Origin of the sequence: Bacillus sp. YBWC18 (assembly GCF_002998775.1) — a bacterium.
Classification (GTDB): Bacteria; Bacillota; Bacilli; order Bacillales; family Bacillaceae; genus Bacillus.
In genome coordinates, this window is sequence record NZ_PVRI01000001.1 from 15,873 (window position 1) to 35,660 (window position 19,788).

At 40.9% G+C, this 19,788-nt stretch carries 18 protein-coding genes and 1 pseudogene; 14 read left to right on the forward strand and 5 right to left on the reverse strand.

All coding sequences use genetic code 11. The features are described from left to right. Positions 1 to 74 precede the first annotated feature (74 nt). A complete protein-coding gene (locus C6348_RS00175) occupies positions 75 to 671 on the reverse strand; it encodes a hypothetical protein (RefSeq protein ID WP_223251499.1) in 597 nt (198 codons plus the stop codon). An 83-nt stretch (positions 672 to 754) separates the two neighbouring features. Here C6348_RS00175 and queG point away from each other — a divergent pair, with 83 nt between their 5' ends. The 10 genes and pseudogenes from queG to C6348_RS00225 all read left to right on the forward strand — a co-directional run bounded on the left by queG (position 755) and on the right by C6348_RS00225 (position 11,359). Further along, the gene (queG, locus tag C6348_RS00180; RefSeq protein ID WP_106029965.1) at positions 755 to 1,903 is read left to right on the forward strand and encodes a tRNA epoxyqueuosine(34) reductase QueG; all 1,149 of its coding nucleotides are present in this window, start codon (positions 755 to 757) and stop codon (positions 1,901 to 1,903) included. Positions 1,904 to 1,964: 61 nt separating this feature from the next. Next, complete coding sequence (locus tag C6348_RS00185; RefSeq protein ID WP_060595838.1) at positions 1,965 to 2,867, forward strand: amidase domain-containing protein; 903 nt, start codon at positions 1,965 to 1,967, stop codon at positions 2,865 to 2,867. Positions 2,868 to 2,910: 43 nt separating this feature from the next. Further along, a complete protein-coding gene (gene trmL / locus C6348_RS00190) occupies positions 2,911 to 3,384 on the forward strand; it encodes a tRNA (uridine(34)/cytosine(34)/5-carboxymethylaminomethyluridine(34)-2'-O)-methyltransferase TrmL (RefSeq protein ID WP_003211950.1) in 474 nt (157 codons plus the stop codon). A gap of 148 nt (positions 3,385 to 3,532) precedes the next feature. After that, positions 3,533 to 4,210 (forward strand): annotated as a pseudogene (locus C6348_RS00195) (YrpD family protein). A 377-nt stretch (positions 4,211 to 4,587) separates the two neighbouring features. After that, positions 4,588 to 6,483, forward strand: a complete 1,896-nt coding sequence (locus C6348_RS00200; protein WP_066031120.1) for a PrkA family serine protein kinase — start codon at positions 4,588 to 4,590, stop codon at positions 6,481 to 6,483. 139 nt (positions 6,484 to 6,622) lie between these two features. Next, positions 6,623 to 7,786: a sporulation protein YhbH gene (yhbH, locus tag C6348_RS00205; RefSeq protein WP_106041386.1), complete on the forward strand. Its 1,164-nt coding sequence runs from the start codon at positions 6,623 to 6,625 to the stop codon at positions 7,784 to 7,786. A 363-nt stretch (positions 7,787 to 8,149) separates the two neighbouring features. Then, positions 8,150 to 8,782 carry a biotin/lipoyl-containing protein gene (locus C6348_RS00210; protein WP_034663794.1) on the forward strand — a complete coding sequence of 211 codons (633 nt, stop codon included), beginning with the start codon at positions 8,150 to 8,152 and terminating at the stop codon, positions 8,780 to 8,782. 39 nt (positions 8,783 to 8,821) lie between these two features. Beyond that, positions 8,822 to 10,441 (forward strand): DHA2 family efflux MFS transporter permease subunit, encoded by a 1,620-nt coding sequence (locus C6348_RS00215; RefSeq protein WP_066031119.1) that lies wholly within the window; start codon positions 8,822 to 8,824, stop codon positions 10,439 to 10,441. Positions 10,442 to 10,458: 17 nt separating this feature from the next. Beyond that, the gene (locus C6348_RS00220; RefSeq protein ID WP_034663787.1) at positions 10,459 to 10,983 is read left to right on the forward strand and encodes a flavodoxin family protein; all 525 of its coding nucleotides are present in this window, start codon (positions 10,459 to 10,461) and stop codon (positions 10,981 to 10,983) included. 13 nt (positions 10,984 to 10,996) lie between these two features. After that, positions 10,997 to 11,359, forward strand: a complete 363-nt coding sequence (locus tag C6348_RS00225; protein WP_106041388.1) for a hypothetical protein — start codon at positions 10,997 to 10,999, stop codon at positions 11,357 to 11,359. A gap of 112 nt (positions 11,360 to 11,471) precedes the next feature. Here the strand turns inward: C6348_RS00225 and cspB are convergent, their stop codons facing one another. Both cspB and C6348_RS00240 read right to left on the reverse strand, forming a co-directional pair. Continuing rightward, positions 11,472 to 11,672 carry a cold shock-like protein CspB gene (gene cspB / locus C6348_RS00230; protein ID WP_003212277.1) on the reverse strand — a complete coding sequence of 67 codons (201 nt, stop codon included), beginning with the start codon at positions 11,670 to 11,672 and terminating at the stop codon, positions 11,472 to 11,474. A gap of 211 nt (positions 11,673 to 11,883) precedes the next feature. Further along, positions 11,884 to 12,975: a GGDEF domain-containing protein gene (locus C6348_RS00240; RefSeq protein ID WP_106041390.1), complete on the reverse strand. Its 1,092-nt coding sequence runs from the start codon at positions 12,973 to 12,975 to the stop codon at positions 11,884 to 11,886. 98 nt (positions 12,976 to 13,073) lie between these two features. Here C6348_RS00240 and C6348_RS00245 point away from each other — a divergent pair, with 98 nt between their 5' ends. Next, positions 13,074 to 13,454, forward strand: a complete 381-nt coding sequence (locus tag C6348_RS00245; RefSeq protein WP_060595841.1) for a hypothetical protein — start codon at positions 13,074 to 13,076, stop codon at positions 13,452 to 13,454. Between the two features lie 34 nt (positions 13,455 to 13,488). On the opposite strand, the gene C6348_RS00250 is transcribed toward C6348_RS00245, so the two are convergent. After that, positions 13,489 to 13,887, reverse strand: a complete 399-nt coding sequence (locus C6348_RS00250) for a hypothetical protein (RefSeq protein WP_034663775.1) — start codon at positions 13,885 to 13,887, stop codon at positions 13,489 to 13,491. A gap of 152 nt (positions 13,888 to 14,039) precedes the next feature. On the opposite strand from C6348_RS00250, the gene C6348_RS00255 reads away from it, so the two are divergent. Continuing rightward, positions 14,040 to 14,546 carry a YhcN/YlaJ family sporulation lipoprotein gene (locus C6348_RS00255; protein ID WP_034663773.1) on the forward strand — a complete coding sequence of 169 codons (507 nt, stop codon included), beginning with the start codon at positions 14,040 to 14,042 and terminating at the stop codon, positions 14,544 to 14,546. A gap of 156 nt (positions 14,547 to 14,702) precedes the next feature. Beyond that, positions 14,703 to 15,578 (forward strand): hypothetical protein, encoded by an 876-nt coding sequence (locus tag C6348_RS00260; protein ID WP_066031772.1) that lies wholly within the window; start codon positions 14,703 to 14,705, stop codon positions 15,576 to 15,578. Positions 15,579 to 15,603: 25 nt separating this feature from the next. Here the strand turns inward: C6348_RS00260 and C6348_RS00265 are convergent, their stop codons facing one another. Continuing rightward, entirely contained in the window at positions 15,604 to 16,248 is a 645-nt protein-coding gene (locus C6348_RS00265) for a spore coat protein (protein ID WP_012009386.1), read from the reverse strand. Positions 16,249 to 16,391: 143 nt separating this feature from the next. Here C6348_RS00265 and C6348_RS00270 point away from each other — a divergent pair, with 143 nt between their 5' ends. Continuing rightward, positions 16,392 to 19,772 carry a CheR family methyltransferase gene (locus tag C6348_RS00270; RefSeq protein WP_106041392.1) on the forward strand — a complete coding sequence of 1,127 codons (3,381 nt, stop codon included), beginning with the start codon at positions 16,392 to 16,394 and terminating at the stop codon, positions 19,770 to 19,772. The last annotated feature ends 16 nt before the right edge of the window (positions 19,773 to 19,788 follow it).

Consider the following 19,788-nt stretch of genomic DNA (forward strand, 5'->3'; position numbering starts at 1 on the left):
GTATTTCGTTTCATAGATAAACGAAGTGTTGCGTTTTTTATTATGTCAGTATAATGTGAAAAAGCACTGTCAAACTACAGTGCTTTTTCAATAAGTTCATATTTACTTTCTCCACCATGTATTTGTACAAACATCTTCGTCAAGGATTGGATTAGTGCTTCACTCTTTTCCCGGGAAATAGATGGCGGAAAGAGGATGATTTGCAGAATGTTTTTTGTGTCTTGAGAAATTTGTGCTTTACTTGCATGAGAAAATAATCCCTTAAGTCCCGCGTCGTCCTGCCATTCAATGTGGCCAGTCTCATGTTTTGCTAGTGAAAACGGCTCTTCTATGCGATCAGCATCGAATGTCAGGATGGGCAAGAAATATTTTAAAGAGAAAAATATCGACAAATCCTGTACGGAATTGGTCGAGTCAATAAATTGTTCCTTTTGGATATCAGCAAGAATTGGCAGGAAAGGAACGTCTTTTAAAAGATCCGTCCATTCTTTGATTGCTGGTACTTCTTCTAAGACTTTATCTTCGTATTCAAAGAATAAAGATTCTTGAAACAGGCGTAGTCGGCCTTTTAACATTTGAGGGGATGTACCAACTTCAATATGCGAATATTCAATCTGTCCAACATGGATAGACGGGTTGTCAGGATGAGAAATTTCCATATGTATCTTCACAGTGACTCACTCCAATCGGTCATGATACACTCGTATTATACTGAAAACAACAGAAGAAACAAAGAAAGGAGGTTTGCAAGGTGATTCATGTTGGAGAATTAAAAGAAGAATTGATTCAATATGCGAAAGAAATTGGTGTCGATAAAATCCGATTTGCAAGTGCTGATACATTTGATTCATTAAAGGACCGCCTCATCTTACATGAATCGTTAGGGTATTTGTCAGGTTTTGAAGAGCCTGACATTGAAAAACGAACAAACCCTTCTTTGCTGCTTCCGAAGGCCAAATCAATTGTTGCGATAGCGCTCGCGTATCCTTCCAAAATGAAAGATGCTCCTCGAAGTACAAAGGATGCAAGAAGAGGGATATTTTGCCGGGCTTCTTGGGGAACGGACTATCATGTTGTGCTGAAAAAAAAGCTCGATATGCTCGAAGAATTCTTGCGAAGCAAACATGTCGATATACGAACAAAATCAATGGTGGACACAGGGGAACTGTCTGATCGTGCAGTAGCGGAACGCGCTGGCATAGGTTTTAGTGCAAAGAACTGTATGATTATCACGCCAGAGTTTGGATCTTATGTGTATTTGGCTGAAATGATCACAAATGTCCCATTTGAACCGGATGAAAAAATTGAAGACCAGTGCGGAACGTGCAATAAATGTGTAGATTCGTGCCCAACTGGTGCACTTGTGAATCCAGGACAGCTGAATTCTCAACGATGTATTTCATTTTTAACGCAGACAAAAGGATTTTTACCTGACGAATTTCGTTCGAAAATAGGAAATCGATTGTATGGGTGTGATACGTGCCAAATCGTCTGCCCGATCAATAAAGGAAAAGACTTTCATTTGCATCCTGAAATGGAGCCGGACCCTGAAATTGCGAAGCCGCTCTTAAAGCCGCTTCTTACGATCAGTAATCGTGAGTTTAAGGAAAAATACGGTCATGTTTCAGGTTCATGGCGGGGGAAAAAGCCGATTCAGCGAAATGCGATTTTGGCACTTGCTCACTTTAAAGATACATCTGCCTTACCAGTGTTGATTGATTTGATGCACAAGGATCCACGGCCTGTTATTCGAGGCACGGCTGCTTGGGCAATAGGGAAAATTGGCGACGAGCAGCTGCTCCCAGAGTTGGAAAAAGCCCTTGAGCGGGAAAGTGATGAGGAAGCGAAACAAGAAATTGTCAAAGGGATTGAGTTTTTACAGACACCTTTAAATACTAAATAACATCCCTATGAACATAGAATGAACCAAACAGAGATTTTTAAAAAAGTTTGGTGGTGTCTGTGTGAAACAATTATTAGAGCAAACATTAGAAGACAGGCTTGGTTATTTATTAAATGGGAGTGCAATTAAACAGCCGCAGCTCATGTCTGATGTGGAAGCAGTCGAACGGAAAAAAGAGCTTTTTGCTAGAAGACAGGTGGAGATTGTCAAGGCGAAAGCCAAAGCAAAACTTCTTGATTCATCGATTCAGGATGACGGGGCTCAGCATGTGCAGTATCTCGCTCATCTCACTTATGTATGCAAGGATGCAGACGACTCTTTTTATTTAGAGGAGCAGGTAGAAAAAAGAGAAGCGTTCCTTTACAACGACATGCTTGTCAAAGATCGGATGATGCTAGAAAAACGGCAAATGGAAGAGCAGGTGGATGAGCGCTTTCAGACCGAAGAACAGTTTGGGAGAGCCTTTCACTATGACCGGCGGGCAGCCGTGCAATATGCGGAGACGTACTGGAATAAACGAAATCCCGCCTATAAAAATTTTGAAGATAACTGCACAAATTTTATTTCACAATGCTTGAAAGCAGGGAATGCACCAACGAGAGGGTATCCGAACCGCGGATCTGGCTGGTGGGTGCGGCCGCATACGTGGAGCTATAGCTGGACGGTGGCTCATTCGATGAAAAATTATTTAGCGAATTCGAAAGCGGGTTTAAGAGCAAAGAAACTCAAAGAAGCGCAGGAGCTTCAAATTGGTGATGTCATTTGCTACGATTTTGAGGGAGATGGCAGGTATAATCATACAACCATTGTCGTCGATCATGATAAAGGCGGAATGCCTCTTGTGAATGCACAGACATATGACAGCCGTATGCGTTATTGGTCGTATGAGGATTCGACCGCCTATACACCTGCTATTCGTTATACGTTTTTTCACATTTTGGACGATGCCGCGAAGGATAGTTAATGGTATAATGTTGAGCGGAAAAGAAAATTAGAGGTGAACTTTTTTGGGACTTCATGTCGTTTTATATCAACCAGAGATTCCAGCTAATACTGGAAATATTGCGCGTACATGTGCAGCAACAAATACAACTCTTCATCTGATTCGTCCGCTTGGTTTTTCGACAGATGACAAAATGCTGAAGCGTGCAGGACTCGATTATTGGAAATATGCCAATGTGGTCTATCATGACTCGCTTGATGAATTGTTTGAGGCTCATCCGAAGGGACAATTCTTCTATATCACAAAATTTGGCCAAAAGCCGCATACGACATTTGATTACTCTCAGTTAGATGAAGACTACTTCTTCGTTTTTGGCAGAGAGACAAGTGGATTGCCGAAAGATTTGATCGAGCGAAATATGGACCGCTGCCTTCGTTTACCGATGACAGAGCATGTTCGTTCTCTGAATCTATCGAATACGGCAGCAATTCTTGTGTATGAGGCACTTCGCCAGCAGCAATACCGAGATCTGATTTAAGGTCATAATGAAAGCCGGGATACCTATCTCGGCTTTTTTTATATGAGATAAGAAATATAAAGAAGGAAAATACGACTTTTTTATACTAAATAGGTAGTATGATAGATTGTAATCGCGTTTTCAAAAAATAATGAATCCATTAAATGAGATGAAAAAGCTACTGATCACTAGTGCCATTAGCTCTGCTATTTTAATGGGGACGATTCCAGTCAGTATCCCAGGTCTCTCTCAGACGCAGGAAATAGAAGCAGCGCAATTATCGAAAGGTATCGGCGGGCGTACTTATATCAATAGCAATGGATCAATATTGGTCACAAAGATTCAACTCCCTCCCGCAATGAGTGTGTCAAATGGGACAGCTTATATTTATTCTGGATTCACAGGTTCAAAAGAAGCAGACATCGGTCTTCAATACAGTCCAACCTAAACAAATAATCAAGAGACATATATCGAAGGAAAAAATGATTTTACGTATACAAAAGGATTTAAGCCTGGAAGTACTGTGCAAATGTCCATTTTTAAAAACTTGAATGGACATACAAGAGCGACGTTCTGGGGGACAAATAATGTTGGTTATACCGGGCGTATCATCACAGAAATTCAAAACTCAAACATTGGCTCTGTGACTAAGTGGAAATTACTGTCGACAGTTGCAGTGACTGACGATATCTACCGGAAAGATATTCGGGCGAACTTCTCTACTCGTTTTACTGACATCACATTAGACAGTCGTGCCGTCACACCTGTGATTGATACGCAAGACATTACGTCCATTCAGGTATCAGGGAATACAGTGAATATGCAGGTGCTAAAAACAACGAATTAAATGAAAAAAGGATGTTCCGCTAATGGAACATCCTTTTTTTCATTTACCAGGCTTGCCTTCGTAGCCAGCTGTGAAAATGGATACTAAAAACGTAATGATGACGCCCATCATAATGACCGTTCTCATATAAGCTTCCCCCTTATCCCTTTGTTTCTATCGCTGCCTGTTTCATATGGTGTGAAGTTCGCCTTGAAAAGCAAGAGAAGAAGATCATTTTTCTCCTGTTTTTCCTTTATTATGAAGGGTCTTGCGGATGGTTGTCAATTCAGTTTGCCAATTCGTCATTTTGAAGAACGAAAGCATGTAATAGGACGCCTCCGCATAGATTGTAAAACAGTATCTGATTACTTGCTTCAATCTTGAAAGAGGAGGTTCATATGGATATTTTAAAGAAAATTGAACAGCACAGAGAAGAAGAGCAGCGTCTCAAATGGGAAGGCACATTCAGCGATTATTTAGACATTATAAAGGAAAATCCACTTGTCGCTCAATCTGCTCATTCTCGCGTTTATCATATGATTAAAGACAGCGGGATTGAAGAGGAGAATGGGGTCAGAACGTACAAATTTTTTGATCAGGAGCTTTTTGGGTTAGAGGAATCATTGGAAAGATTAGTGGAGGAATATTTTCATCCTGCTGCCAAGCGTCTCGATGTGAGGAAGCGTATTTTGTTATTGATGGGACCAGTAAGCGGGGGAAAATCTACGCTTGTTACTAGGCTGAAAAGAGGACTAGAAGAATATTCACTGACAGATCATGGCGCAGTCTATGCGATCAAAGGCTGCCCGATGCATGAAGACCCGCTTCATCTTATTCCGCAAAATCTGCGGGAGGATTTCTATAGAGAATATGGCATTCGTGTGCAGGGGAATTTGTCCCCTCTGAATATGATGAGGCTCGAAGAGGAATATGGCGGGCGAATTGAGGATGTAAGGGTTGAACGGATCTTTTTCTCAGAGGATAAACGAACTGGCATTGGTACCTTTAGTCCATCTGATCCGAAATCTCAGGACATTGCTGATTTAACAGGAAGCATCGATTTTTCAACCATTGCTGAATTTGGATCAGAGTCAGATCCCCGTGCCTACCGCTTTGATGGAGAACTCAATAAAGCAAACCGAGGGATGATGGAGTTTCAGGAGATGTTAAAGTGTGATGAGAAATTTCTATGGCACCTTCTGTCATTAACGCAGGAAGGAAATTTTAAAGCAGGCCGTTTTGCCTTGATTAGTGCAGATGAATTGATCGTCGCTCATACGAATGAAACCGAGTACCGGTCGTTTATTTCAAATAAAAAGAACGAGGCCTTGCATTCAAGAATTATTGTGATGCCGATTCCTTATAACTTGAAGGTGACAGAGGAGGAACGCATTTATCATAAAATGATTTCAGAAAGTGATGTTGCAGATGTCCATATTGCCCCGCATACGCTGAAGGTGGCAGCGATGTTCTCCATTTTGACAAGACTCAAAGAGCCGAAGCGTTCTGATATTGATTTGGTGAAAAAAATGCGTCTGTATGACGGAGAGAGTGTCGAAGGCTTCCAATCTGCTGATATTGATGAGATGAAAAAGGAATTTCATGATGAAGGGATGAGCGGAATTGACCCGCGGTATGTGATTAACCGAATTTCCTCCACTATTATTCGAAAGAATATGGAATCGATCAATGCACTGGATGTCCTTCGATCCTTAAAAGAAGGACTCGATCAGCATCCGTCTATCTCCAGCGAGGACCGGGAGCGTTATTTGAATTTTATTTCTGTTGCGCGAAAAGAGTACGACGATATTGCGAAGAAGGAAGTTCAAAAGGCATTTGTGTATTCCTATGAGGAGTCTGCGAAAACACTGATGGATAATTACTTAGATAATGTCGAGGCGTACTGTAATAAAAACAAGCTGCGTGATCCGTTAACTGGTGAAGAAATGAATCCTGATGAAAAGCTTATGCGTTCAATTGAGGAGCAGATCGGTATTTCTGAAAACGCCAAAAAGGCATTCAGAGAAGAAATTCTGATTCGTATTTCGGCTTATGCGAGAAAGGGCAAACGCTTTGATTATAATTCTCATGAGAGATTGCGAGAGGCGATTCAGAAGAAGCTGTTTGCTGATCTAAAAGATGTGGTGAAAATTACGACGTCAACGAAGACACCGGATGAACAGCAGCTGAAGAAGGTCAATGAAGTAGTGGCTAGATTGATTGATGAACATGGCTATAATTCAACAAGTGCAAATGAACTTTTAAAATATGTAGGCAGTCTTCTGAATCGTTAATAAATGAAGGAGGCATTATTGGCGCACCTGCACCGGTAATGTCTTTTTTAGAAATGATCGTCAACTTGGGTGACGAGCAGCATAGGATAAAGGAATCGGTGGTTAGAAGAATTGTGCAAACAGGTGAGGAGGGGGATGGATGTCCCGGCAAGAAAAAAGTCAGTTTATTGTATCTCAGGAAGACTGGTCCCTCCATCGAAAAGGCTATGACGACCAGCAGCGTCATCAGAAAAAAGTCAAAGAAGCGATTAAAAACAATTTGCCGGATCTTGTCACAGAAGAAAGCATCATCATGTCTAATGGAAAAGATGTTGTCAAAATTCCGATTCGTTCGTTAGATGAATATAAAATTCGGTATAATTACGACAAAAATAAGCATGTGGGTCAAGGCGATGGAGACAGCGAGGTTGGAGATATTGTCGCGCGCGATGGATCAGACAGTAAGCAAGGGCAAGGAAAGGGGCAGGGTGCTGGAGATCAGGCTGGTGAGGATTATTACGAAGCAGAGGTCTCATTAATCGATCTTGAGGAAGCGCTGTTTCGGGAGCTAGAGCTGCCAAACCTTAAACAAAAGGAGCTTGACGACATCATTGTCGAGCAAATTGAGTTTAACGATATTCGCAAAACCGGGTTAACAGGCAATATCCATAAAAAACGAACGATGCTGTCGGCATTTAAACGAAATGCGATGACAGGCAGTCCTTCCTTTTATCCAATCTACCCAGAGGATATCAAATATAAGACGTGGAATGAAGTGACCAAACCAGAGTCGAAAGCCGTCGTTTTGGCGATGATGGATACGAGCGGAAGTATGGGGCTTTGGGAAAAATATATGGCGAGAAGTTTTTTCTTTTGGATGACACGTTTCTTACGGACAAAGTATGAGACGGTCGATATTGAATTTATTGCCCACCATACGGAGGCGAAGGTTGTAGATGAAGAGCATTTCTTCTCGCGGGGCGAGAGCGGGGGGACCATTTGCTCTTCTGTCTATCGAAAGGCACTAGAGCTCATAGACGAACGATACCCGCCGTCGCAATATAATATTTATCCTTTTCATTTTTCTGATGGAGACAATTTGACTTCAGACAATGCACGGTGCGTGAAGCTTGTTTCTGAAATTATGAAAAAAGCCAACTTATTCTGTTATGGTGAAGTGAATCAATACAACCGGCATTCTACATTAATGTCAGCATATAAGCATATACAGGATGAGAAATTTAAGCATTATATTTTGAAGCAAAAATCAGATGTTTTTCTCGCACTAAAAAAATTTTTTCAGCAGGAAGAAGTTCTTTCGTAAATAGCACATTTGAAAAAACCTTTCAGCATAAGGGCTGAAGGGTTTTTTGTATGGAGAAGGAAGGGATCACCAGAAAAAAAGTAAAACTTTCTCTTTGACATTTCAATTTTCATTTATTAATATTTAATCTTGTTAAATATAAGTTTTTCAAAAAAGATGCCGATCGTCTTTTCTTCTTTTTCTACTCTTTGCTCATGAGTGAACAATAAGTATAAATGGGCTGCACACCATTTTTCAGGCGGAGTAGATGAAGGAGAAATAACAGCTTTATGAGCTTGTTTCATATTCTGTCAGATGATGGGCATTCTAAGTTTGCTAAAGCAGATGACACTATATTTTTATACATGAAAGGAGAAACAAAACATGAACAGAGGGCGTTTATTGCTAACGAACATTATTGGCCTTATTGTGATTCTTGCCATTATTGCCGGAGGTGCTTATTACTACTACGAAAGCACAAATTTTGTCAAAACTGACGAGGCGAAAGTGACAGGTGACATGTATCAAATCACAGCACCAGCAGCTGGACAAATCAAAGGCTGGGATATCAATGAAGGTGACGAAGTGCAAAAAGACAGCACAGTTGCAAAAGTTGAAGGAGAAACAAAAACAAACATTAAATCAGTGGCTGATGGCACATTAGTCAAAAAAGAAGTACAAAACAATCAACAAGTGCAGCCTGGTACAGTTCTTGGTGAAACCATTGATTTAAGCAAGCTTTACATCACAGCGAATATCAAAGAAACAGATATTAAAAGTATTGAAAAAGGCGACAAAGTCGACATCGTGGTAGATGGTGATCCTGATACAACATTTGAAGGAACAGTTGAACAAATTGGTTATGCGACAAACTCAACATTCAATATGCTGCCAGCAACAAATTCAAGTGGTAACTATACAAAAGTCACACAAAAAGTAGCAGTGAAAATTTCAATTAAAAATCCATCAGACAAAGTACTTCCTGGTATGAATGCTTCTGTCAAAATTTCATCTTAATGATGTTTGATATCAAAAAATGAAAGGAGGTTGTCTGAGATGGCAAATCAACCTGCAGCAACAAAACAGGGAGCAGGCTCCTTGTCTTTACTGATCATTTTAATGGCCGGCTTGTTCGTAGCGATTTTGAACCAAACGCTTCTGAACGTAGCCATGCCCCATTTAATGACTGAATTTAATGTGAGTGCAACGACGATTCAGTGGCTTACAACAGGTTATATGCTTGTCAACGGTGTGCTGATTCCGTTATCTGCGTTTTTAATCACACGCTTTGGACAGCGCAGCTTATTTCTAGTCGCCATGATCTCGTTTACACTAGGGACCTTTATTTGCGGGATTGCGCCGAACTTTTCAACGATGCTCATCGGTCGTTTGATTCAGGCAATCGGCGGCGGTATCCTGCAGCCGCTCGTGATGACAACAATCCTTTTTATTTTCCCTCCGGAAAACAGAGGGAAAGGAATGGGGATTTTCGGTCTTGCGATGATGTTTGCTCCTGCGGTAGGACCAACATTATCTGGTTATATTATTGAACATTATTCTTGGCGTATTATGTTTTATGGACTTGTACCAATCGGAGCGATTGTCATTATCTCGGCTTTCTTTATGTTTAGAAATATTGTAGAGCCTAAAAAAATCAAGCTGGACAGCCTTGGTGCGATTCTTTCCATCGTTGGTTTTGCTTCGCTTCTATACGGAGTGAGTGAAGCGGGAAGTGATGGCTGGACAGATCCGATCGTCTTATCGACGATTATTGTTGGTGCGATTGCGATCATTCTCTTTATTTTCCAACAGCTGAAAGCTGATAATCCGATGCTTGATTTCCGCGTGTTTAAATACAGCATCTTCTCATTATCAAGTGTCATTAATATTATTATTACAGTTGCCTTATACACTGGGATGTTCTTACTTCCGATTTATCTGCAGAACCTCGTTGGGTTTACGGCATTGCAATCCGGGCTATTAATGCTTCCAGGGGCACTTGCGATGCTGATTATGTCCCCGATTTCAGGGATTTTGTTTGATAAATTTGGACCTCGTCCGCTTGCGATTGTGGGGATGCTCATTACCGTTGTCACCACATTCGAGTTTACAAGGCTGACCATTGATACATCGTATAGTCACATTGTGCTTATGTATGCAGTTCGTGCATTCGGTATGTCACTCTTGATGATGCCGGTGATGACAGCTGGGATGAACCAATTACCACAGCACTTAAACAGCCATGGTACAGCGATGTCTAATACATTAAGACAAATAAGCGGTTCGATCGGTACGAGTTTGATCACAACGATTTATACGAATCGGACAACATTCCATTATTCCAATATGGCGGATCAAACAAATACAGCGGACCCGTTCTTTATGAATTCATTCCAGGCGGCTGTGTCGAATGTGATGCATCATATGGGCATGACAGCTGAAGCTGCTCAAAAATATGTATCCACCCAGCTCTTTACGAAAGCACAGGTCGATTCAAACGTAATGGGCATCAATGATGCTTACATGTGGGTAACGTTATTCTGTGCCGCTGGTGTCATTCTCAGCTTGTTCCTGCGTGATGTACGTAAGGATAAAAAGCGAAAAGATCAGCAGCATAAAAAACAAGAAATGACACTGCTTCCAGCACCTAAGGAAGCAAACCAAGATGCAAGATAAGTGTGGAGGGACCGTACATGAAAATTTATGTCGTATACGATAGTGAAGGTGACCATACAAAAGCACTGGCAGAAGCAATTGCAGCAGGCGCAGGTGAAACAGAGCAGGCTGAAGTATTCGTCGATCACGTGAAAGATGCGGATATTCGCAAGCTGGATCAAATGGATGCGATCATTTGGGGCTGCCCTGGTCACTTTGGTACCATTAGTTCTGGGTTAAAGACATGGATTGACCGTCTTGGCTACCTATGGGCAGAGGGAAAACTGATCGATAAAGTCGGTGCCGTTTTCTGTACAACTGCTACAACGCACGGCGGTTTAGAAATGACGATGCATAATTTGATTACACCAATGTTCCATCAAGGGATGCTTGTCGTTGGCCTTCCTGGAAATGTGCCAGAGAATGCTTTATACGGCTCTTACTATGGAGCAGGTGTGACATGTCCGATTGATTCTGATGAAGTGATTTCTACAGAAGGCATTGAACTCGGCAAAGCATTAGGAAGACGTGTAGCATCAGTCACTGCGTCATTTAAGCGATAAGGAGAGGGTTCTTTTGGCGACGATTATTGTAGCGTTAGTAGCTGCTGTTCTAGTCATTATCGGATTAGTAGCGTTCAATGTCAGACACGCTTCGGTCGAGAAGAAAGAGATCAAAGAAGATGTGCCCAATCAGCCTGACGTGCCGCACAGCGAGTCAGAAGTTGCGGCGAGACCTGTAGAGCCTGAAGAAGAAGAAGAGGAAGCGTCAAAGCCTTCTCAAACGGATGAACGAGTGTCTGGCGATGATTTTTATAGACAGGCGCTTCAAAAGTTTAAGCAGCCAGAACCACCTGTCAAAGAAGAAGAACCAGAGACAAAAATGAATGATGATATGTATCGTTCTGCTTTACAGAAGCTAAAGCAGAAGGACAAATAAAAAAGAGAACCTCTCGTCAGGTTCTCTTTTTTTATGGCACAAAAAAACCGCCGGCAGAAGCCGGACGGTTTTCCTTCACTCTATAAAGTGCTAAAGAGCAGATGCTCTTAAATTACGCTTTGTTAACGTTAGCAGCTTGTGGTCCACGGTTACCTTCAACGATTTCGAAAGAAACTGCTTGACCTTCTTCTAAAGTTTTGAAGCCTTCGCCTTGGATAGCAGAGAAGTGAACGAATACATCGTCTTGACCTTCTACTTCGATGAATCCGAAACCTTTTTCAGAGTTGAACCATTTTACTTTACCTTCTAACATGAAATTTCCTCCTAAAGCGATCTTAACGCTTAAATTCACTATTCTTGCTCTTACACAAACTTCAAAGACGAAAACTCTTTCAAAACTTTCTTCTTAAAGATGATACGAACAAAAATAATTACCTTTACTTTACCAGTGTTTGCGGGAAAAAACAACTGTTATCCGAAAACTTTTTTAAAAATAATTAGCGCTAACAAATTGAGGAAAAAGCCTATATTAATTGGCCTCTTTTTCTCTCTGAGAAGCTCACTTGATTTCGGCCAGACTGCTTCGCTTTATAGAGCTCCTGATCAGCCATAATCGGTAATTGTTTGATGTCTGCACTTGTTCCGGGGTAATAAGCACACCCAAGTGATACTGTGATATGAATGGACATGCCATTTTGTAAATAAATCGGCTGATCTGCTATTTTTCTCCGTAAGCGTTCTGCAATCTGCCATGTTTTTTCAACTGTACAATTTGGTAGAAGGACAGCAAATTCCTCACCGCCGATCCGGCCAATATAATCAGAGCTTCTTGTGTTTTTCATCAGCCTTTTTCCGATTTCTTTTAAAACCATATCTCCCTCATGATGTCCATATTGGTCATTGATGGATTTGAAGTAATCGATGTCTAAGTAAATAAGGGACATTTGATGGATAGGCTGCTTAAATTTCATAGAAAAAGCATCACTTAAGACCTCATCGAACTTCCGTTTATTTAAAACACCTGTTAAAAAGTCATAATGAGCTTGGAATTTATACAAATTTAACAGCTGATATGCTTTTGTTTGATGCTCAATGACGTAAAAGTTAAACAGTCCTGCAACATATGAGAACATCCAATAGGCAGAATGGACTTCAATAGAGGTCTCATGTGCAATCGTAATAAACAAAAAAGTTGCAATCACATTGCTGATCATAATGGACAAAAGCATTTTCGCAACTTGATTCATATGGCGCTCAGCAATTAAAAAAGAGGCTGTTGCAATGATCATCATGGAAAAAATATTGATGAAAGAACCGACGTTGGCATCAATTAATAATCGGCCAATGATCACAACACAGGCTGCAATGATGGTTTGGACGATGCCTCCATAAAAGGCCGTTAAAATAAGGGGGATATGTCTTAAATCGATGATGGCTGGACCTGCTTTGATAGAGAAGAACATTAAAAGGACACCGAGTAATCCAGAAAGAATGCCTTTGCATAGCTGTCTGAGCAGGGTATCTTCTTTCTTCAGAAAATTCTCTTTAAACACAAGCATAAATAAATAATGGAAAGTGACAAGAATTGTTAAATTAATAAAGAGGTCTCTTAGCAAAATAAAATCACCTTTTTAAAATTACTAAAATTTGTTGCAAAAGAAAAGGGGAAAAAGGATAATTAATAAAAATTTCACTTATGAGGGGATCGAAACACATGCGAGGAAAACGCTTCCCAGATGAAACGGACTGGCTTTCTTTTTTTGAAACGGAGCCTGATGAAAGGTTCGAGAGAGGTATGCCTATTGAATATCAAAACCTGACATTTCGATTTGAAAATCAAGACGAGCGCTTCGTTGTCACGATGTACCTTGGAAGTCAAGAATTTACGTTAAAGGCTGTTCGAAAAAAAGAGGCATCTGTTTTAGGCATATATGATTTTAAAACCGTGCAGCATGTAGAGATAAAAAAGGACCGGCCAAACGAGAAAGAGCTCTTAATCATAGTAGAAGCTTATGACGATTTTATCACAACAGTTGAAATCACCTTTTTACCTTTCTTCTCTGTGATGGTGAAAGAACATTTTTCAGGAGAATAAACAGGAGCCTCTATTTATGAAGGCTCCTGTTTTCTTATTTGTGCTCGATGTCATTGATTACTTGCTGGATTGATTCATCATCCATCACATTCATGACACTTTCATCAATATGGAGAGACTGTGCATAAGACTCTCTTGGCTGATGGTTTCTTGATGTCGATTGGTGCTGATTCGTATGATTTGGCTGTACAGCAGTGAATGCCTGCTTCATCATTTGTCCGATTTCCGCAGTTCCCTTTGATTCATTCTGTGCGTGTGACTCGTGACGAGATGAATCATGGTGCTGATGGCTTTTTCCTTTCATCATTGAAGACATATTCATTTGCGTCATGCTTTTCAGCCTTCTTCGTAAAACCGGAGAAAATAATGCAATGATGGCTGTTGATACTGCAATCATTGCGCCAGTGCTCATGCCTTTTCTTTTCTTAAACAAACGAATCCCTCCATTTGATCATGATGATACTTCTTCATCATGTTTAGGATGACCAAAGTAGGCTGAATTATGAATTCATTTTATGAAATAGAAATGTGTGCATAAAAAGCCGGCTGGATGAAAAACCTATGAGCAAAAGGAGGGAATAATTGATGAATAAGAAATGGATGCTATCTTTACTACTCGTTCCAACATTGATCACCACTGGATGTGGCATGAACAACCAGGGCGATGAGCGAAGAGGAACAATGAAACGACAGTATGAAAATGTCACATATAAGAATGACAATATGAGACAGGACGAACCAAATGTTCAAACACCTCAGAAGGTCAAAGTGGCAGATAAAGCGTCAGAGCTTGTAGCCAACATGTCTGAAGTGAAAACAGCGAACGTGCTTGTCACAGGAAAAAATGCATTTGTTGCCGTTATGCTTGAAGGCGATAAAAGCGGTAATGTGACGGACGATCTGAAAAAGAAAATTTCAGACAAAGTCAAATCAACGGATCAACAAATCGACAACGTGTATGTATCTGCGAATCCAGACTTTATCGATCGTATGGAAGGATACGGAAAACGTATTAGAAGCGGAGAGCCAATTTCAGGATTTTTCGATGAATTTACTGAAACGGTTCGGCGTGTCTTCCCTGAATCAAAATAGCTACGACAAAAGCCGTATGTCATATGCGGCTTTTTTGTTTGGAACCGCACCTTGCGCACCTGACTGCATAAAGTAAAAAATATATCACCTCTTGTTGATCTTTGTTTCTTCATAGAAAGAGAAAGAGGCTGCAGGATGAATTCAGGTGGGGAGCAAATGAAAGCCAAGCCGTCATTGATTCATAAAAAGCTTGTAGGCGGAATGATTGCAGCAGGTCTCATTTTTTATGCTTTCACCGCGTACTTGATTTATGTTGCGTTTCAGCTGACAGGACAATATTTAGAGCAGCAGTCTTCTCCTAAAACCATATTAACGGAGGGACTCAATAAGCAAGTTTATGAACATATTAGAATATACTATGCAGAGGAAGAGGACGCTTTTGTTGACCTGACAATCGAGGCCATGGATCAGGCAAAGAAGAGGACAGCGTCAGTGTTTCAGTTTGAAACTGACAAACCTTTAGACATTATTTATTTTGATGATAAAGAGACGATCGAGCAATTTGCCGGAATCAAGCATATTACGGGTTTTTACTCCGATCATGATCAAATGATTGGGTTATATCCAGATAAACGGGAAGCATTATTGAAGAAAGAGACACTGCCTTTATACTTTTTCAACACGTTATTTATTCATGAATATGCTCACTTTGTTTTCTATGAAAAAGTTCATTCTTATGAAGTGTCTCCAGTGATCTTTCCGCTTTGGTTCCATGAAGGAACAGCAGAATGGACGGCCTATGACGTGTTAAATGCCACGTCTGAACGGTTCGACGTCATTCCCTTTCAATCTCTTCATTCCGATCAAGATTGGCAGGACTCCCGGATGACGTATGAGACAGATGTTTATTTGCAAAGCTATTATATGATCTATGAGCTGGTGCAGCTTTACGGACGAGATATCATACATGAGATCATGCAGGAAACGGCGAAAACAGGTCAATTTGCTAAAGGCTTTGAACAGGCGACAGGGCAGCGGCTCGCAGATTTTGAAGATCAGTTTAACAAGATGTATCAAAGAAAAAACGGCTGACCAGAGAAAAGGGTCAGCCGTTTTTTTAATGAAGGGGTTTTTGCTGATTGGCTTTGCTTGGCGGCATTTGAACCTGCCCTTGAAGCGGTGCGAAAGCTGATGTCATGGCCGTCATGTCTTGTCTGGAAAGCTGGGGAACTTGATAGTAGCCATGCTTGTTTTGATACAAGAAAATTTCATAGGCCATTTCAATAAAGTTCGGGATTTGCGCAGCAAGCACACGTCTGACAACTGGATTTGTTACTTCTAATGCAGACATGGAAAGTAATCCAGCATGTGATTTGACCAGGCTGAGCATATGCCCTGTGATGCCCAAGTCTTTTACATCCTGTAATGACTGATTCGGCTTCTTCGGCTGAGAAGGCTTGATCCCGTACGTCACTTGTGTGTGCTCTTTCATCATATAAGTAGCGGTTTCTTCACTAGGCTTTTGGCCGGTAGAAAAACAATCTACAGTGACATTGTACTGAGATAAAACGAATTGGTATTGTCGATCCAAGATGTCGGATAATGCAGGATCCTGAATAAACTGCCGCAGGATCATATACTGATCCAAAATATTAATCGTGCCGGCTAAAATTTCATGTAAATCGAATAACTCATGTCCGCCATGATTGAGCTCGGGCTGGGGAGCGCTTCCTTGAAACATTGGTTGCTGATCGTTTTGCATTGAGATTCCTCCTTCTGTTTATACAATCTGTTTTAATGTGAGGATGTTTTCCTTCTTTCATGCAAAAACATTATTTACAATTAGAGGGTTTTCTTCCTTTTTGTCGAAAAAAAGTATCAGACGAATGAACATGGGGGTACCAGATGCAGGACAAAATCATTAATCGTTTGATAGAAGACGAACATGTGCAGGCACCAGTGATTGGCATCGGTGTTTCGCCGTTTGAACAGCATCATCTTGAGGCTTTTTTTCAATCATTTCCACATGAATTAAATGCCTCTTTTATTGTTGTGCAAAATCATGTGACGGACGATTGTATAACTGATTTGGAAGCACTTGTTTTACCGATTGGCTACCGGGCAAAACCGATTAAACATGGTGAGAAAGTCATGAAGAAGACGATTTATTTTTGTCCACAGCATGCGGTTGTGACGTTAACAGAAGATCAGCGGCTGCACCTATCAGAGCAGCTGCCGGCGTGCATGGCTTGCTCTGTGGACTTGCTTTTTCAGTCTCTTGCCAGCGTTCAAAAGGAAGAGGCTTTTGCGATTTTCTTTCAAAAAGGTCATTGTGTGGGAAGTGGCTTGCTTCAGTTGGTTGAGCAAGGCGGTACAGCTTTATCGTGCAGTGAGGTAGAAAGCGGTTTTGACACCTTGTATCAACAAACATTCAAAGACCCTTCAACCCTTGCGGCATATATCGCCAATATCATCAACGTCCCGTATGTCGATGAGGCAGATCCTGTTTTACTGAGAATTATTGAACGTCTTGAAATGTATAAAGGCATTGCCTTTTCAACCTATCAAAAGAAAAGGCTGCTATCTGTCATTCAAAAACGAATGAGGATTGCAAAAAAACGGATTTCATTATTATCAGAGTACGACTGCTTATTAGAAAGAGAACCAGATGAGCTTGATCGCCTGCACGCACAGCTTTTAAGCGGCATGACGTCTTTTTTTAGGGATATGGAGGCTTTTCGTGTATGTGAACATCAGATCATTCCGTCGATCATTGAAAATGCGGTGAAAAACGGGAAATCTCGATGCCGTATTTGGATTGCGGGATGTTCGACAGGAGAGGAGGCCTATTCTTTTACGATCTTATTTTTAGAAGAAATGAAGCGAAGACAAGTGACCATTGAACTTCAAGTATTTGCAACAGATATCAACCGGAAAGCCATTCAAACAGCTAGTAAAGGTCTTTACTCAGTAGAGTCTATGGCAAGGATGCCGGAAAAATGGCGGGCGCGATATTTCGAAAGGAAAGGTGACGCTTTTATTGTGAAGCAGTCGCTTAGAAAACATATTGTCTTTGCACCTCACAATTTATTGATCGATTCACCTTTTATCCACCTCGATTTTATCAGTTGCCGAAATGTTCTGATGTACTTCCAGCCTGAAGTGCAAAAACGAATATTGTCCCGATTCCAATATGCTTTAAAAGATCAAGGGATGTTGATATTAGGGCCAAATGAAACTGTACCCAATATCCCTCGTTTGTTTCATTTGTTCAATGAAAAATGGAACATTTACACCCATTCCAACGTTTCTAAACCACATGTCCCTTGGGCACTAAACGCTCGTGATATCGAGTTGAAAGCGCGAGCCGCACAATATATGCAAGAAGTAAGCGAGGATTATGATGCATGTATGATTATCAACGATAGTGACGAAATCCTGGCATTATCAAATGGTGCGTATTCTTTTTTAGACCATACAGAAGTGTCAGATCAAGCATGTAAATATGTAACACCTGATTATATGAAAGAGATGTTGAGTCAAACCTTTCAAAAGGTGTGGACAGACGAGACAGAGGTTGTGTTTCAACATGTTCTCATTTCGGAAAAAGGCAGCAAGCAGTATGCAGATTTTACCGTGAAAAGTTTTGACCGCCGTTTTAAGGGAGTTTACGTCATTCTCATTCGAATGAATGAGAGAGGAAAAAATCAAAATAACGGCAGGGGCAAAGGAATGTCAGATCAGAATTCAGTCTATCAACAGCGTATTGTCGATTTAGAAAATGAACTCAATGAAGTCAAACAAAAGGAGCAGGAGACAAGGGCTCAATTAAAAGCGAAACACACGCAATTAGAGGAGTTTGAGAAAAAACACGAGCATTTTATTAATATCATAAACAACTTAAGGGTGACAAGAGAAAAACTGTACAGACCCTCTGTCAAGCCGGAGCTTGCGACGTTGTTTGTGGACAGGGACATGAATATTCGCTATTACACTCCTACAGCTGCCTCTTTATTTACTTCAGCGAAAATCAGGCATCAGCAATCCTTTCAGTCGATGGCTAAAAAGCTTACGAAGGAAACGCTCTATCATGATATCCAATGCGTCATTTCGGATAGGCGCGCGATCGAACGTGAAATTGAAACGAACGAAGGAGAGCAATTCACCGTTCACATCACACCTATCTTCGATCAAGAGCATGAAGGAGCAGTGATGACTTGGATTAAAATGACCGAAGTAACGAAAATCAAACAGTCGCTTCATCTAGCGGTGACGGCGCTTGATAACAGCCACATTCATATTGTTGTTGCAACTGAGGAAGGGGTCATCCAATGCGTGAATCAGCGTTTCTGTCAGTTTGTCCAGCAGCATGAATATGACCTGATCGGCAAAGATATTTTTTCTGTCTACCATTCGCTATGTCAATGTGATGATTTAGAGAAGCAATGGAAGGTTTGTTTAAAAGAGGGCAGCTGGACAGGTGAGCTGTACTTTCAAGATTTATCTGGGCGCGAACGATGGGAGAGAGTCTCTTTACATCGAATCGATGATCCTGACAAAATGCAGTCTACCGTGATGCGGATTTCAGAGGATATCACCAATCAAAAGCAGTCAGAGAAGATGCTGATGAAATCAGAGATGCTATCGGCAGTAGGGCAGCTTGCAGCAGGTATCGCTCATGAGATACGGAACCCGCTGACATCGTTAAAAGGATTTTTACAGCTGATGATTCAAAGTAAGAAGTATCAGAAAGATTATGCAGATGTGATGATGTCAGAGTTTAATCGGCTCGAGTCAATTATTAATGAATTCCTCGTTCTTTCTAGAAGCAAATCGGTGAAATTTGAACCGGTACATGTCAATCTTCTGCTCGAAGAAGTGATCATGGTTGTTGAATCCCAGGCGGTCTTAAAAGGCGTGTCCATTCAGAAAAATCTGTCTCCGTCGCTCCCTAACATTCAAGGCATTCCGAATGAATTAAAACAAGTCTTCCTGAACATCCTTAAAAACGGAATTGAAGCGATGGATGGTGTGACAGGTGTCATCAAGGTGACCTCTCTCATGAAAGATCATCAAATGATGTTGATATTTGAAGACCAAGGAAAGGGAATACCAGAGGACGAAATAGGGAAGCTCGGTGAACCTTTTTATACTACAAAAGAAAAGGGGACAGGCCTTGGTTTAATGATGACCATTAAAATCATTGAAAGCCATGGCGGCACCATTCGTTTTGAAAGTAAAAGCTTTGAGGGAACACGTGTGATTATTACCTTTCCGATGAGTTAAAAAAGACAAGTTTTAC

What these genes read in the sequence shown, in the direction of transcription:
- C6348_RS00200 (WP_066031120.1), top strand. Translation starts at nt 4,588, where the DNA reads ATGGATATTTTAAAGAAAATTGAACAGCACAGAGAAGAAGAGCAGCGT.
- yhbH (WP_106041386.1), top strand. Translation starts at nt 6,623, where the DNA reads ATGTCCCGGCAAGAAAAAAGTCAGTTTATTGTATCTCAGGAAGACTGG.
- C6348_RS00210 (WP_034663794.1), top strand. Translation starts at nt 8,150, where the DNA reads ATGAACAGAGGGCGTTTATTGCTAACGAACATTATTGGCCTTATTGTG.
- C6348_RS00215 (WP_066031119.1), top strand. Translation starts at nt 8,822, where the DNA reads ATGGCAAATCAACCTGCAGCAACAAAACAGGGAGCAGGCTCCTTGTCT.
- C6348_RS00220 (WP_034663787.1), top strand. Translation starts at nt 10,459, where the DNA reads ATGAAAATTTATGTCGTATACGATAGTGAAGGTGACCATACAAAAGCA.
- cspB (WP_003212277.1), bottom strand. Translation starts at nt 11,672, where the DNA reads ATGTTAGAAGGTAAAGTAAAATGGTTCAACTCTGAAAAAGGTTTCGGA.
- C6348_RS00245 (WP_060595841.1), top strand. Translation starts at nt 13,074, where the DNA reads ATGCGAGGAAAACGCTTCCCAGATGAAACGGACTGGCTTTCTTTTTTT.
- C6348_RS00255 (WP_034663773.1), top strand. Translation starts at nt 14,040, where the DNA reads ATGAATAAGAAATGGATGCTATCTTTACTACTCGTTCCAACATTGATC.
- C6348_RS00260 (WP_066031772.1), top strand. Translation starts at nt 14,703, where the DNA reads ATGAAAGCCAAGCCGTCATTGATTCATAAAAAGCTTGTAGGCGGAATG.
- C6348_RS00265 (WP_012009386.1), bottom strand. Translation starts at nt 16,248, where the DNA reads ATGCAAAACGATCAGCAACCAATGTTTCAAGGAAGCGCTCCCCAGCCC.
- C6348_RS00270 (WP_106041392.1), top strand. Translation starts at nt 16,392, where the DNA reads ATGCAGGACAAAATCATTAATCGTTTGATAGAAGACGAACATGTGCAG.